The sequence below is a fragment of the Sulfitobacter sp. PM12 genome (genome assembly GCF_045586035.1).
Lineage (GTDB): Bacteria > Pseudomonadota > Alphaproteobacteria > Rhodobacterales > Rhodobacteraceae > Sulfitobacter > Sulfitobacter pontiacus.
Window position 1 is genome coordinate 1130893 of the sequence record NZ_CP151529.1, and the last position, 12997, is coordinate 1143889.

Genomic DNA, 12997 nt, shown 5'->3' on the forward strand with positions numbered 1-12997 from the left:
ACCACAATGGGTTGATGAGCTAGGCGCTTTCCGCCTGCTTTTGCGACCATTCGGGTAGCGGAAAAAGCGTGTCGTAGATCAGGTTAAACACATAGGAATAAACGAGGTAGAATGCCGCCAGTGCGATATCCAGCACGAAGGCATCCCACAGGCTGATCGCCAGATACCACGCGATGAAGGGCAGCAGAACCATCAGCAGCCCCGCCTCGAACACCAGCGCGTGCAGCACCCGGACGATGCGCGATTTCAGGGTGGTTCCAGTCAGCCGTTGTAGGGCTAAGTCGAAAAGCACGTTATAGCCAAGGTTCCAAAGCGTCGCGAGCGTGGCGCTGACAATGCCCACGACACCAAAGTCATGTAGGGGCACGTCAAACAGGATCGCGCCAGCGGGGATCACAAGGATCAGCGCGATAACTTCAAAACTGATGGCGTGGCGAAGACGGTCAAATGCAGAGCGCATGTTATACCTCATTGAAGGGCCGGGTCGTCCCGACAGTTTTCCATTCAGGGGAGGTCGTCCTCACACTGCCATAGGTGGCAAAACCGCACGCGTTTTTCAAGAGCAATCGGGCCGCCGCCCCTTTACCGAACAGTCCCGCGGGGCATCCGGCACTCTGGCGTTCCATCGATACAAATCGATTTGCTTGAATATTCATCATTGAGTAAAATACGGCGGATACATGGGCCCACTGCTGGAGTAAGGGCACCGTAAGAGTATGATACGAGTGGGGTGCAAGTAATGGGCGATCGTACCACTGGGGCGGCGCAGAGGCGGCTGTCGACAGGGACGTCTGGTTTGGATGATGTGCTGTGTGGCGGGTTGACCCCGCATCGGCTGTATCTTGTCGAAGGGACGCCGGGGTCCGGCAAAACAACGCTCGCGTTGAAGTTCCTCATGAATGGTCGCGAAAATGGTGAGCACGGTCTTTATATCACGCTTTCCGAAACGGTTGATGAGCTCACGGCTGTCGCACAGTCCCACTCCTGGACGCTAGACGATATTGATCTGTACGAGCTGGTCGCGGAAGATGAGTACAGCTCTGATCGGGAGCAATCCTTGCTGCACCCAAGCGAAGTCGAACTTGGGGAGACCGTACGGGGTATCATTAATCTGGTGGAAGAGAATAATCCGACCCGTGTCGTTCTCGACAGCCTGTCAGAGCTGCGCTTGCTGGCGCAGAACCCGCTACGCTACCGTCGGCAAATCCTGGCGCTAAAGCATTTCTTTGCGCGGCGTAATTGCACGGTCTTGATGCTGGACGACCGCACGGCTGAACCGGGGGATCTACAGCTTCACTCTATCGCGCATGGCGTCGTCTCGCTTGAACAATTGGCCAATGATTTCGGGTCGGAACGGCGCCGGTTGCGTGTGATCAAGATGCGCGGCTTGAAGTATCACGGCGGCTACCACGATTTTACCATCGAAAAGGGCGGGTTGTGCGTCTACCCGCGCCTGATCGCGGCGGATCACGCGCGCGATTTTTCGGCTGATGCGGTGACAACGGGGCTGGACGCGCTCGACGCTTTGCTGGGCGGGGGGCTTGTGCCCGGCACCAATGCGCTGCTGGCCGGTCCTGCTGGCGTGGGCAAGACAACGACGGCGGTGCGCTGCATGCTGGCCGCGTTGAACCGAGGCGAGAAAGCCGCGTATTTCCTGTTCGACGAGCGACTGTCAACGTTGCTTACCCGCTCGCGGGCGCTTGGCATGGACGTGCAGCCGTTCATCGACAACGGGCAGTTGGAAATCCGGCAGATCGATCCGGCGGAACTGTCGCCCGGTGAATTCGCCAGCGCGGTGCGCACCTCGGTTGAAAAAGACGGGGTAAATGTTGTCGCGATCGACAGCCTCAACGCGTATTTGCACGCGATGCCAAGTGATAATTTCCTTGTGCTACAGATGCATGAGCTGCTCAGCTATCTCGCGCAGCAGGGCGTGGTGTCGCTGATGATCCTTGGGCAACATGGTGTCACAGGGGAACTGCGGACCGACATCGATATCAGCTATCTTGCCGATACCGTCATGATGCTGCGGTTTTTCGAGGCCGAAGGCGAAGTGCGCAAATCCATCGCGGTGATCAAGACCCGTACGTCTGACCATGAGCGCAGCATCCGTGAATTCAAGATCGACGCGACTGGTATCGTGATCGGCGAACCTATCCGCAGTTTCTCGGGCGTGTTGTCAGGGACGCCGGTGTTCACGCAGCGCACAGACGCGCTTTTGCAGCTCGACCCTCAAACCAGCGACGGTGCCAAGTGACACCACAAATGGCATCGTCATCCGAACCAGAGACCCCGGATGATGCGCTTTTGGTCTCTGTCGGTATTCTCGCGCCACGCGGACGGGATGCGGCTGTCGCCGGGCAGTTGCTCGACCAGCATGATATTGCATCGACATCCGTCGCCTCCCTTGGGGAACTTGCGGGCCTCGTCGGGCGGCAAATCGGCGCGATTCTGGTGACCGAAGAGGCGCTGGCAGGCGTCGGGGTCGATACCTTGCAAGAGGCGCTTGCCGCGCAGCCCCCGTGGTCGGATGTCCCGTTTATCGTGCTGGCCAATGGCACGTCCTCCAGCCGCAGCAACGACGCAGCTGCAAGGATTGACCAGCTGAGCAACGCGGTGCTCTTGTCGCGCCCTTTGCACGCAGAGGAACTGGTACGCTCGGTGCGCTCCGCGCTCAAGGCGCGGCGGCGGCAGCATGAGGCGCGCAAACATCTGGAGCAACTTGAACTGCGGGAACGTCAGCTGTTCGAGAGTGAGGCCAAGTTCCACGCGATTGCGAATTCGGTCGATCAGATGATCTGGTCCACTTTGCCGGACGGCTTTCACGATTATTACAACGACCGCTGGTATGAATTCACCGGTGTGCCCGAAGGATCGACCGACGGCGAGGGCTGGAACGGCATGTTCCACCCCGACGATCAGGAAAAAGCCTGGGCGCGTTGGGGTCACAGTCTTGAGACCGGCGAGCACTATGAAATCGAATATCGCCTGCGGCACCGCACGGGGCAGTATCGGTGGGTGCTGGGGCGTGCCCAGCCTGTGCGCGACGAGGCCGGACGGATCACGCGCTGGTACGGCACCTGCACGGATATACACGAGATCAAGGTCGCCGAAGAACAGCGGCAGCTGATGCTGGGCGAGATGAACCATCGGGTGAAAAATACCCTTGCGATGGTCAATGTCATGGTGTCGCAGACGCTGCGTCAGTCCGAAAACCTGAAGGATGCACAGGTCGCTATCCAGTCGCGTATCGGCATGATGGCGCAGGCGCATGACCGTTTGATCAAGGCCGCATGGGCACAGACCCGTATCCTCGAGGTGATCGAGGCCGCGTTGGCCCCTCATCGGACGGGTGAGGGACGGTTCGCGATAGAGGGGCCGGATGTGCCGATCGGGTCCAAACAGGCGCTGGCCTTGACGATGGCGCTGCACGAACTGTCGACCAACGCCACGAAATACGGCGCTTTGTCCGGTGACGGGGACGACGGCAAGATTGCGGTGCGGTGGAAGGTCGCTCGGGCAAGCGATAGCGCAGAGGTGTTTCACCTCAGCTGGACCGAAAGCGGCGGCCCATTGGTCACACCGCCAAGCCGCAAGGGCTTTGGCAGCCGGATGATAGAACAAGCGCTCGCCGGATATTTTAACGGATCGGCGGAACTAAATTACGCGCCAGAGGGTTTGAGCTTTATGCTACAAGCTCCACTGGCAGGTTTGACGATCTAAGAATGGTGCTCTGCAAGCCCATTGATCATTAATGAAAGCTGTCCAAACGTGGATTATCAGAACCTACCCGCCGTGCTGATCGTAGAAGATGAACCGCTGATCCGTATGGGGGCCGTCGATATGATCGAAGAGGCCGGCTTTAAGACCTATGAAGCCGGATCGGCCGACGAAGCCATCGAAGTGATGCAGACGCATTCTGATATTGGCATCCTATTTACCGATATTGATATGCCCGGCACCATGAACGGGCTCAAACTGGCGGCCTATGTGCGCACAACCTGGCCTCCGGTGGTGATCATGATCGCATCGGGCGTGATCGAGCTTGACGAAGCGGACGTGCCAAGCGGGGCTGCCTTTGTGCCCAAGCCCTATGCCACGAACCATGTGACCAAGATGTTGCACGAAGCCACAGGGCAGGTGGGGGCCTGATCTTGCGGTCAGGCGCGTCTGGCGGCACGAATTCCCCGGATCAAAACTGGTAGAATGCGATAGCTGCGCTAGCTCAGTCACAACACCGACATGTCACGTGATTTCGTGACGCCGGAATGGAGAGTGATTTGAGCAAACTACGATACCTCGCGGGTCTGATGGCCACCCTTTTGATCTTTGCGGCACCGCTTTGGGCGCAGGAGGAAGAGGAAGCCTGCGATACCGCCCGCTGGTATTGCGTCGAGGCATTGAACAGCGGTCTGCCCGCGGTCACGCCAGAAATCGACCGCGAAACACCCCGTGCGACGATGGAAAGCCTTGTGCGGGCCGTGCGCCGCGATGATTGGGTCGGTGCCGCGCATCTGCTTGACCTGTCCGATATCCAGCAGGATCGCCAGCAGGACGTGGGGACATCGCTGATCCGACAGCTTGAAACCGTGATCAGCCGGAAAACTGTGATCAACTGGGACAACCTGCTGGACCGGCCCGACGCGCTGGATGCGGCATCCACCTCTGACAAGGCGATGGCGGGCACGCCGCGCAAATCGCTGTTGCTGTGGACGCTTGATATGGACGACTACCCCGCGTCCATCCGCCTAAACCGGATCAAGCCCGAAGGGGGCGACCCTGTCTGGGTGTTCTCGCGCCACACGGTGCAGAATATTCCGCGGCTCTACACCCGCTACGGGCCCGGTCGGCTTGAAACCATGCTGCCCGATGTGCTGACAGAAAACACGGTCGTTGATCTTGCGCTGTGGGAACTCATCGGCCTGCCGGTGCTGATCGCGCTGGCGATCTACGTGGCGCGACTGGTCTGGTTGCTGACGGGGTGGATCGCGGAGCGTGTGCCGTCGCAGCTGGCACGGCAGATATTCCGATCGGTGCGCGGGCCCGCCTGCGTGGGCGTGTCGACCCTGTTCGTCATGGTGGTCGAGGCCAAGATTTTCTCTTTCTCGGCAGAGCTTACGACAGTGCTGGTCCCGACCGCATGGCTGGGGCTGATCGGGGCGGGGCTGTGGTTTGTGGTCAATTGCGTCGAGGTTATCCTGGATCACCTGACGCAGGTCGAGGAAACCGATCTGACCCTCAAAGAAGAGGTGCACAAACGTACCACCGCAACGCGCATCTCGGCGGCGCGTCGGGTCTTTGTTGTGGCTGTCGTGCTGGTTGGCGGCGGTATATTCCTGTCGCAGACCAATGTGTTTCAGAACCTCGGGCTGACATTGCTGGGGACGGCTGGGGCGGTCACCCTTGTCTTGGGCTTCGCCGCGCGCAGCATTTTAAGCAATATCATGTCGTCGTTGCAGATCGCCTTGAACGGATCAGCCAAGATCGGCGACCGTATCGTGTTCAACGACGCGCTATGCCACGTGGAGCGGATCCATTTCACCTATGTGCAACTACGCGACTGGGATGGCACGCGGCTGGTCGTGCCGGTGACCGAATTCGTCTCTACCCCGTTCAAGAACTGGACCATGCAGGAGCCGGAAATGTTGCGCATCGTTAAGATCAAACTGTCTCACACCGCAGATGTGGATGCGTTGCGCGACGCTTTCGACAAGGTGATCGACGCGCTGGACGAGAAATACGTGGGCAATCGAGATGACGTATGCGTGCGGGTCGCGGGGCAGGACGTACTGGGCAAGGACGTCTGGTTCCTCGTGCCCTGTGCCGATCCCAACACCTCGTGGGAGGCCGCCTGCGATGCGCGTGAAGGCATCATGGCAGAGATCCACAAGCTCGCCGAGAAAGAGGGGGTCGATTACTTCCCCCAAGCGACCGCGGCAGAGGCGAGTTAAGCCGCGTAACGTTTGCCGAGGTAGGCAGACATGAGAAAAGCCCCGCTGATCCAGCGGGGCTTTTGTACATTGGTTGGGGGCTACGCCCCAACTGTCGCAGACTCAGGCGGCGGCTTTGTTCACGCCACCTGTCGCGATATCAGTCATGCGGCGGTCACCGTCATAGGTCTGATCCAGACATTCCTGCAGGATGGCACCGTCTTCGTCTTTGCCCAGACGGTTGGCAAAGGCGACAAGGCAGCCGTATCCGGCCAGCGCGTAATGGACCATACGCTGGTACTGCGTGATGATCATGGCGTCGCGTACGTCGTCGTCTCCGAAGTCCTCTTCCAGCGCGTGGGCCTTCGCCTCGGCCACAAGCCCTTCCATCCCTTTGCAGTGTTCACCCGTGGGCGAAATACCGTGGGCGTTGCAAATCTCGGCAATCTTTTCCATGCCGTCGCTGATGCCGTTCGATCCGGCGATCAGGGCTTCGGAAAGCTCTTTATCCTTGGCGGCACGGCCTAGGGCGACGACCACATCCAGCGATTGTTTGTTCGCGCTGTACAGGTCTTGGAGTTGGTCATGGTACACGTCTTTAAGGCTGTTCATCGGCATATCGATCTCCTTTGCGATGTGATTTGTATTCCCTGTCCAACGCGGCGATGCGCCAATGCGTTCCACGCTGTCTGCGTGCGCGGCGGCTTCGCGCGTGCCTTTATATGCACCCCAAAATCACACCTGTTCCGACGCGAGTTTTATCGCCCCCAACGTCGGAAGCGGGGAACGAAATTCAACTCTGACGGTTGGGTCTTCAATAACAGGAACGTGACAAAAAAGGAGAAATTGAATGCATGGAATTTTCTACCTCATCGGCCTGATCGTGGTCGTTCTCGCCGTTCTCAACCTCATCGCCTAACAAAAGGAGCGCATCATGACTGATACAAAAAATAGCAATCCTGCCGGCGCGCAGGACCTGAATGAAAAAGTAAAAGCCACCGCCGCCTCCGCTACGGATGAAGCCAAAGCGCGGGCGAAAGACGTGGCCGACACCGTTGCCTCCGATGCTGCACGCTATGCAGACGAAGCCAAAGGTGCCGCCGCGAGTGAAGTCAGAGGCGTGGCCAGCGCATTGCGCACCGCCGCCGACGAACTGCGCAGCGGGTCGCCACAAGAACGCACCTTTAGCCAGCTTGCAGACGGGCTTGCGGATGCTTCTGACTCCATGCGCGACAAGGATCTGGGCGAGATGGTCGGCGCGGTATCTGACTTTGCCAAACGCAACCCCTTCGTCTTTCTGGGCGGGGCTGCCTTGGTCGGCTTTGCCGCGACACGGTTTGCCAAAGCGTCGAACACTGGCGCACGCGGCGAACGCTACGCCTACGAGGGGCGCGAGATGGAACGCCCCGTACCGGCAGAGCGCGCGCATAACCTTGATTCAGGTGATGTCGCCAGCCCCGCCGTAAACACCACACCGAAAGGGAGCACAGTATGACCACCGATCCCAATAAATCCACCGGCAGCCTGCTGAGCGATGCGCTGACCCACGTCAGTTCGCTGGTCCGCAGCGAGGTCGATCTGGCCCGTGCCGAAGTAAACGAAAATCTGAAATCTGCGGGTGCGGCCATCGGTCTGATCGTCGGCGCTGTCCTCGTTGCCCTGACCGCATTGAACGTGTTGTCCGCGGCATTGGTTGCAGCGCTCACCGAAGCAGGCATTCCTGCGGGGTGGTCGGCCCTGATCGTCGGCGTTGCCTTTGCACTGATCGCCTATGTGATGGTCAACAAAGGGACCAATGCGCTCAAGCTCAGCAGCTTGGCACCGACCCGCACCACCAAGAACGTAAAACGTGACGCGCAAGCCGTGAAGGAGGTTTACGATGACAAGTAATAACCGCAGCCCCGAAGAAATCGAACGCGAGATCGAGCGCGAGCGCGCCGGACTGACCAGCACGCTGGACGATCTGCAAGACAAGTTCTCGGTCGAAACCATTGCCCGCCAATTCTCGGATCAGTTCCGCGAGCACGGGGGCGACATTGGCCGCTCTGTCACCGATGCGGTAAAGCGCAATCCGATTGCGCTGGCGCTGACCGGTGTTGGCCTCGCGTGGTTGATGGCCGGCGACAAGATGCCAGGCCGCGACCGCTATGTTTCGCGCGATGATCGCGATTATCGCGACACCCGCGGGCATGCAAACTATTACGGTGTCCGTCACGACGACCACGACCTTCCGGTCAGTGCGCAGCAGCATGGCGTTGTTCCAGTGGGCCAGCGTCGTGATCTGGGGCCACAGCCCGGCGATCCGTCCAAGCCATATTACTCGGGCGATGTTGCGCGGACGGGTGATGTGCCAACTTGGGCGCTTACCGAAGATGATGATCAAGCCGGTATCGCACAGCGTGCAGGCGACGCGGCATCGCGCGCCGGTGACCGTGTCTCGGGCGCGGCGTCCAGCGTAGCGGGGTCCGCACAAAACGCGGGCTCTGCCGTGGCAGACAAAGCCAAGGGCGCAGCAGGTGCGGTATCGGATGCTGGTCATTCCGTCGCATCGGGGGCGCGCGACTTTGCATCCTCCGCTTCCGAGCGCGCAGCGCAGTTGCGCCGCCGTCTGGCCGAGGGCACCGAAGACCTGTCAGAGCAAGCCCGCGAGCGCGTCATCGCCGCCCGTGAAAGCGCCGTTCGTGCCCGTGCGACAGCCGCCTCCTATGGCCGCGAAGGTCGGGATCGTGCCGTCGATATGTACGAAGAACAGCCCCTGATCGCCGGTGCGCTTGCGCTCGCCGTTGGGGCCGCCATCGGCGCCGCACTGCCCCGCAGCCGGACAGAGGACCGCTACATGGGTCAGCATAGCGACCAGTTGATGGCCGACGCTGAACGTATCTTCGCCGAAGAAAAGGCAAAGCTCGGCAAGGTTGCTCAGGCGGCCTCTGACGAGGCGAAGAAGGTGTTGCGCGAAACCAAAGAGGACGCGGACGCTGCGGCCCCGGGTGATACAGCAGCAGATGCGATTGTCGAGAAGGCCAAAGCCTCCGGCCAACGTGTTGTCGACGCTGCCGAAGCCGAGGCGGATAAACAGGGTGTCGGAGACGTCAAGAAGTCCTGATAACGCCGATATAGCTGATAAAAGCCCGCGCTTCATCGTGCGGGCTTTTTTGTGTCGTGTCGCCAGCGGTAAGGGCGAAGGGTACCACAACCGCCCCACGGGTCGGGATTGGTCGATGCGCCACCCCCGTGCCGGATCTCCTGCCGGGAAATGGCCAAACATAGACAAAAGCCCACAAAAAAACCGGCGCAAGCTTACGCCGCGCCGGTTGCTTTGTTTGCGGATGCCGCCGGTTACATCTCTGGCAAACCTGACAGGATCTTGTCCATCGTCGCGGGCAGGTCACGTACCCGCACACCGCAAGCGTCGTAGATCGCGTTGATGATGGATGCGCCTGCGCCGCAGATACCCAGCTCTCCGATGCCTTTGGCCTGCATTGGGTTCGCCCAAGGGTCACGTTCCTGCACGAAGTTCACGGTCAGCTGTGGCACATCAAGGTTTACCGGCACGTGGTATTCAGCCAGATCGTTGTTCACCAGATGGCCGTCGCGTTTGTCGAACATCAGCTCTTCGGTCAGCGCCATGCCGATGCCAAAGGTCATGCCGCCCAGACATTGCGAGCGCGCTGTCTTGGCGTTCAGGATGCGACCGGCGGCGAAGCTGCCGTGCATCCGGCGCACGCGTGTCTCGCCGGTCACGCTGTTCACGCCAACCTCGGCAAAGAAAGCACCGAAAGTGGCTTGGCGGCGGTCGGTCTGGGTGTCACCCTTTTTGATCGTGCCCTTGACCGTGAGCGGGCCATCCTTGGTGAATTCCGGCAAATCGGCGCGACGGTTGTTGGCGGTGGCGACGCCATCTTGCAGGGTCAGGTCGCGTTCCTCTACGCCCATAGCTTCGGCGATCTTTTTGCGCAGGGCTTCGCAGGCGACAAAAACCGACCCGCCCGAGGATGCGGCCCCCCAGCTGCCACCGGATCCGGCGGCTTTGGGCAGGCTGCTGTCGCCCAAACGCACGGTCACACGGTCCGAAGGAATGCCCAGCATCTCGCCCGCAATCTGGGTGAGGATCGCATAGGTGCCCGTGCCGATGTCGGTCATATCGGTTTCAACCAGCAGGCTACCGTCCTGATTCAGCGTCACGCGGGCGTGGCTTTCGCCAAGCATATTGACGCGAGTGGCAGAGGCCATGCCGTAGCCGACCAGCCATTCACCGTCCGTCTTGCCGACCTCGCGGCTGTCCCAGCCAAAGGTCTTCGCACCATCATCCAACGCCTCGGCAAGTTTGTGGGACGAGAATGCGCGCCCGTCTGACGGGTCAACATCCGGAATGTTGCGTTTGCGCAATTCGACAGGGTCGATGCCACTTGCGACCGCGAGTTCGTCCATCGCGATTTCAAGCGCGGTGATCCCGACCGCTTCCCCCGGCGCGCGGACAGAGCCTGCACACATGCGGTTGATCCGCTTGATGTGCATCCCGATCTCGCGGTTCTCACCACGGTAAAGAAATGGCGTGGCCTGGGCTACCGGCTCTGCAAAGCTTTCGTCCATCAGTTGCGACACGGTGGAATCGTGCCCGATGCCGGTCATGCGCCCGTCTGCATCCGCGGCGAGCTTGATGTGCTGCACGGTCTCGGATCGACGCATTGTCGCCTCTAGCACCTGCTGGCGCGTCAATACGACAGCCACCGGTGCCCCCAGCTCGCGCGCGGCGAGCGCCGCGGCCACAGCCTCGTGGCTGATCCCCAGTTTGGAGCCGAAGCCACCCCCCACGAACGGTGCCAGAAGATGCACATTCTCTGGGTCGATCCCAAGGGCGTCGGCCAGTTCATTCACATTGTATTTGAGCATCTGGTACGACCCGCGCAGGGTCAGCTTTTCGCCGTCCCATTGCGCGATTGCGGCGTGGGGTTCCATCGCCGACGAACTATGCCCGCCGGTGCGATAGGTTTCGTCCACGGTATAGGCGGCTTGCGACAGGGCGGCGTCCAGATCACCTTGGGACGATTGCTTTTCCTTCGGTGTCTCGATCTCTGCCGTTTCCAGGTCGGTGACCGCATCGTCGGGCGTGATCTGAAGCTCGACCATATGGGCCGCATGGCGGGCCTGCTCGAACGTATCGGCAACCACCAAACCCACGGGCTGACCGACATAGGAGATCTTGCCGTCCGGCTGCACCGGTGCTTCGTTCGCGGTGCCTTGGGCGGGATTACGCAGGAAAGTCTTGCCGTGGAACACACCGCGCACCCCATCCAGCTTGCGGATCGCCTCGGCGTTCAGGCCGGTGACCTGACCGCCCGCGACAGGGGCGCGCACCAAAACGCCGGTCATCATGCCCGTGGGCTGATCCTCATGCGCATAGGTGGCGCGGCCTGATACTTTCAGCGGGCCGTCAGGGCGGTCCATGCCAGTGTGGATCAACCCCTGAACCGTGGCATCCAGCCGGTTGCGGTCATCGGGTTCATCCATCGTCAGTTCGGCGGTCGAAATATTGCTACCGTCGGTCATTGCTGTACCCCCGTGAGTTCCTTGAGTGTGGCGATAAGCGTGCGTCGGGCCAGCGGCACCTTGAACGCATTGCCTTCTTTCGGTGCGGCCTCCGCGACCAGAATATCAGCGGCTTTGCCAAACACCTCGCGCGCGGGTTCGTGCCCGATCAACGCGTCCTCGACCGCCGGATCGCGCCAAGGCATTGAGCCGATACCGCCGCAGGCAATCGCGGCTTGGGTGATCTTGCCATCCGTCACCTTGATCCGCGCCGCGACCGATACCATCGCAAAGGCGTAGGACGCGCGGTCGCGTACCTTGCGGTAGGTCTGGCGACCCTCGGCGGGGGCGGGGAGGATCACGGCGGTGATCAACTCTCCCGGTTGCAAGACGGTTTCGACGGCGGGGTCGGTGGGGATCAGATAGAAGTCGGACAGCGGCACGGTGCGGGTCACACCATCGGTGGTCTCGATCTCGACCTCGGCCCCTAACATCTGCATGGCCACCGCCATATCGCTGGGGTGGCTGGCGATACATCTGTCGGTCACACCAAGGATCGCGTGCAGACGGTTCGCCCCCTCCATCGCACCACAGCCTGAGCCGGGGTCGCGTTTGTTACAGGGCTGATCGGTGTCGTAGAAATAGTAGCAACGGGTGCGTTGCAGAAGGTTGCCACCCGTGGTCGCCTTGTTGCGCAACTGACCGGACGCGCCCGCCAGCAGGGCGGAGGAGAGTGCGGCATAATCCGACCGTACGGTCATATCCGCCGCCAGATCAGAGTTGGTGACCAAAGCACCGATGCGTAGCCCGCCATCGCGGGTTGGGGTGATCTGTTTGAGGTCCAATCGCGAGATGTCGACCAGCCGGTCGGGGGTCATCACCTCTAGTTTCATAAGGTCCAGTAGATTGGTGCCCCCGGCGATAATCGTGGCATCTGGGGTGCCGGTGACATCGCTATTGGCGCCGGCGCGGATGTAATCGAACTGTTTCATGACTGCCCCTTCGCCGTTTCGCGGATCGCATCGACAATGTTGGGGTAGGCGGCACAGCGACAGATATTGCCGGACATCCGCTCTGATATCTCGTCGTCGGTCAGCTCGGGCGAGGCGGTCAGGCTGCCGGATACGTTAGAAGGCCAGCCGGCTTTGAACTCTTCGAGCATGGCGGTGGCTGAGCAGATCTGACCCGGTGTGCAATAGCCGCACTGGAAACCGTCGTGTTTGACAAAGTTCTGCTGCATGTCGGACAGGTTGCGTTCGTCGCCCAGACCCTCGATCGTGGTGATCTCGTCGCTGTCGTGCATACAGGCGAGCGTCAGGCAGGAATTGATGCGGCGGCCGTTGACCATGACGGTGCAGGCACCGCATTGGCCGTGGTCGCAGCCCTTTTTGGTGCCGGTGAGGTTCAGGTGATTGCGCAGCGCATCCAGCAGCGACGTGCGGGTGTCGGCGTCTAGACTATAGTCTTCGCCGTTAACGGTCAGTGTCGTCTTCATGAGAAGGGGGCCCTTTGTCTTGTGACATCTATGAAGAAGAACCCCC

Annotated in this window: 12 protein-coding genes; 7 read left to right on the forward strand and 5 right to left on the reverse strand. The window is 60.5% G+C overall.

The genetic code is table 11. From position 1 onward, the window contains the following. Positions 1-19: 19 nt before the first annotated feature. Complete coding sequence (locus tag AADW22_RS05420) at positions 20-460, reverse strand: PACE efflux transporter (protein WP_407474404.1); 441 nt, start codon at positions 458-460, stop codon at positions 20-22. Positions 461-739: 279 nt separating this feature from the next. Here AADW22_RS05420 and AADW22_RS05425 point away from each other — a divergent pair, with 279 nt between their 5' ends. The 4 genes from AADW22_RS05425 to AADW22_RS05440 all read left to right on the forward strand — a co-directional run bounded on the left by AADW22_RS05425 (position 740) and on the right by AADW22_RS05440 (position 5951). Next, positions 740-2257, forward strand: coding sequence for an ATPase domain-containing protein (locus AADW22_RS05425; protein WP_037943619.1), 1518 nt, complete (start codon positions 740-742; stop codon positions 2255-2257). Positions 2258-2265: 8 nt separating this feature from the next. Continuing rightward, positions 2266-3723 carry a sensor histidine kinase gene (locus AADW22_RS05430; RefSeq protein WP_407474405.1) on the forward strand — a complete coding sequence of 486 codons (1458 nt, stop codon included), beginning with the start codon at positions 2266-2268 and terminating at the stop codon, positions 3721-3723. A 48-nt stretch (positions 3724-3771) separates the two neighbouring features. Further along, positions 3772-4152 carry a response regulator gene (locus AADW22_RS05435; protein ID WP_037954204.1) on the forward strand — a complete coding sequence of 127 codons (381 nt, stop codon included), beginning with the start codon at positions 3772-3774 and terminating at the stop codon, positions 4150-4152. A gap of 128 nt (positions 4153-4280) precedes the next feature. Next, entirely contained in the window at positions 4281-5951 is a 1671-nt protein-coding gene (locus tag AADW22_RS05440; protein WP_240790794.1) for a mechanosensitive ion channel family protein, read from the forward strand. A gap of 102 nt (positions 5952-6053) precedes the next feature. Here the strand turns inward: AADW22_RS05440 and AADW22_RS05445 are convergent, their stop codons facing one another. After that, entirely contained in the window at positions 6054-6548 is a 495-nt protein-coding gene (locus tag AADW22_RS05445; RefSeq protein ID WP_005852015.1) for a ferritin-like domain-containing protein, read from the reverse strand. Between the two features lie 316 nt (positions 6549-6864). Here AADW22_RS05445 and AADW22_RS05450 point away from each other — a divergent pair, with 316 nt between their 5' ends. Genes AADW22_RS05450 through AADW22_RS05460 form a run of 3 tightly spaced genes read left to right on the forward strand, consistent with a single transcriptional unit; the run spans position 6865 to position 9033 of the window. Continuing rightward, positions 6865-7425 (forward strand): hypothetical protein, encoded by a 561-nt coding sequence (locus tag AADW22_RS05450; RefSeq protein ID WP_407474406.1) that lies wholly within the window; start codon positions 6865-6867, stop codon positions 7423-7425. Continuing rightward, entirely contained in the window at positions 7422-7820 is a 399-nt protein-coding gene (locus tag AADW22_RS05455) for a phage holin family protein (protein WP_304950958.1), read from the forward strand. The genes AADW22_RS05450 and AADW22_RS05455 overlap by 4 nt, the downstream gene beginning before the upstream one ends. Next, complete coding sequence (locus AADW22_RS05460) at positions 7810-9033, forward strand: DUF3618 domain-containing protein (RefSeq protein WP_407474407.1); 1224 nt, start codon at positions 7810-7812, stop codon at positions 9031-9033. The genes AADW22_RS05455 and AADW22_RS05460 overlap by 11 nt, the downstream gene beginning before the upstream one ends. A gap of 233 nt (positions 9034-9266) precedes the next feature. Here AADW22_RS05460 and AADW22_RS05465 read toward each other — a convergent pair whose 3' ends face one another. The 3 genes from AADW22_RS05465 to AADW22_RS05475 are packed head-to-tail and all read right to left on the reverse strand — an operon-like array spanning position 9267 to position 12951. Further along, positions 9267-11477, reverse strand: coding sequence for a xanthine dehydrogenase family protein molybdopterin-binding subunit (locus AADW22_RS05465; RefSeq protein WP_407474408.1), 2211 nt, complete (start codon positions 11475-11477; stop codon positions 9267-9269). Next, positions 11474-12448 (reverse strand): FAD binding domain-containing protein, encoded by a 975-nt coding sequence (locus tag AADW22_RS05470; protein ID WP_407474409.1) that lies wholly within the window; start codon positions 12446-12448, stop codon positions 11474-11476. The genes AADW22_RS05465 and AADW22_RS05470 overlap by 4 nt, the downstream gene beginning before the upstream one ends. Beyond that, positions 12445-12951, reverse strand: a complete 507-nt coding sequence (locus AADW22_RS05475) for a 2Fe-2S iron-sulfur cluster-binding protein (RefSeq protein WP_278375531.1) — start codon at positions 12949-12951, stop codon at positions 12445-12447. Before AADW22_RS05475 ends, AADW22_RS05470 begins: the two co-directional genes overlap by 4 nt. Positions 12952-12997 lie beyond the last annotated feature (46 nt).

Coding starts and splice junctions, on each gene's coding strand:
- AADW22_RS05430 (WP_407474405.1), top strand. CDS start 2,266: ATGGCATCGTCATCCGAACCAGAGACCCCGGATGATGCGCTTTTGGTC.
- AADW22_RS05425 (WP_037943619.1), top strand. CDS start 740: ATGGGCGATCGTACCACTGGGGCGGCGCAGAGGCGGCTGTCGACAGGG.
- AADW22_RS05455 (WP_304950958.1), top strand. CDS start 7,422: ATGACCACCGATCCCAATAAATCCACCGGCAGCCTGCTGAGCGATGCG.
- AADW22_RS05420 (WP_407474404.1), bottom strand. CDS start 460: ATGCGCTCTGCATTTGACCGTCTTCGCCACGCCATCAGTTTTGAAGTT.
- AADW22_RS05475 (WP_278375531.1), bottom strand. CDS start 12,951: ATGAAGACGACACTGACCGTTAACGGCGAAGACTATAGTCTAGACGCC.
- AADW22_RS05445 (WP_005852015.1), bottom strand. CDS start 6,548: ATGCCGATGAACAGCCTTAAAGACGTGTACCATGACCAACTCCAAGAC.
- AADW22_RS05470 (WP_407474409.1), bottom strand. CDS start 12,448: ATGAAACAGTTCGATTACATCCGCGCCGGCGCCAATAGCGATGTCACC.
- AADW22_RS05460 (WP_407474407.1), top strand. CDS start 7,810: ATGACAAGTAATAACCGCAGCCCCGAAGAAATCGAACGCGAGATCGAG.
- AADW22_RS05450 (WP_407474406.1), top strand. CDS start 6,865: ATGACTGATACAAAAAATAGCAATCCTGCCGGCGCGCAGGACCTGAAT.
- AADW22_RS05465 (WP_407474408.1), bottom strand. CDS start 11,477: ATGACCGACGGTAGCAATATTTCGACCGCCGAACTGACGATGGATGAA.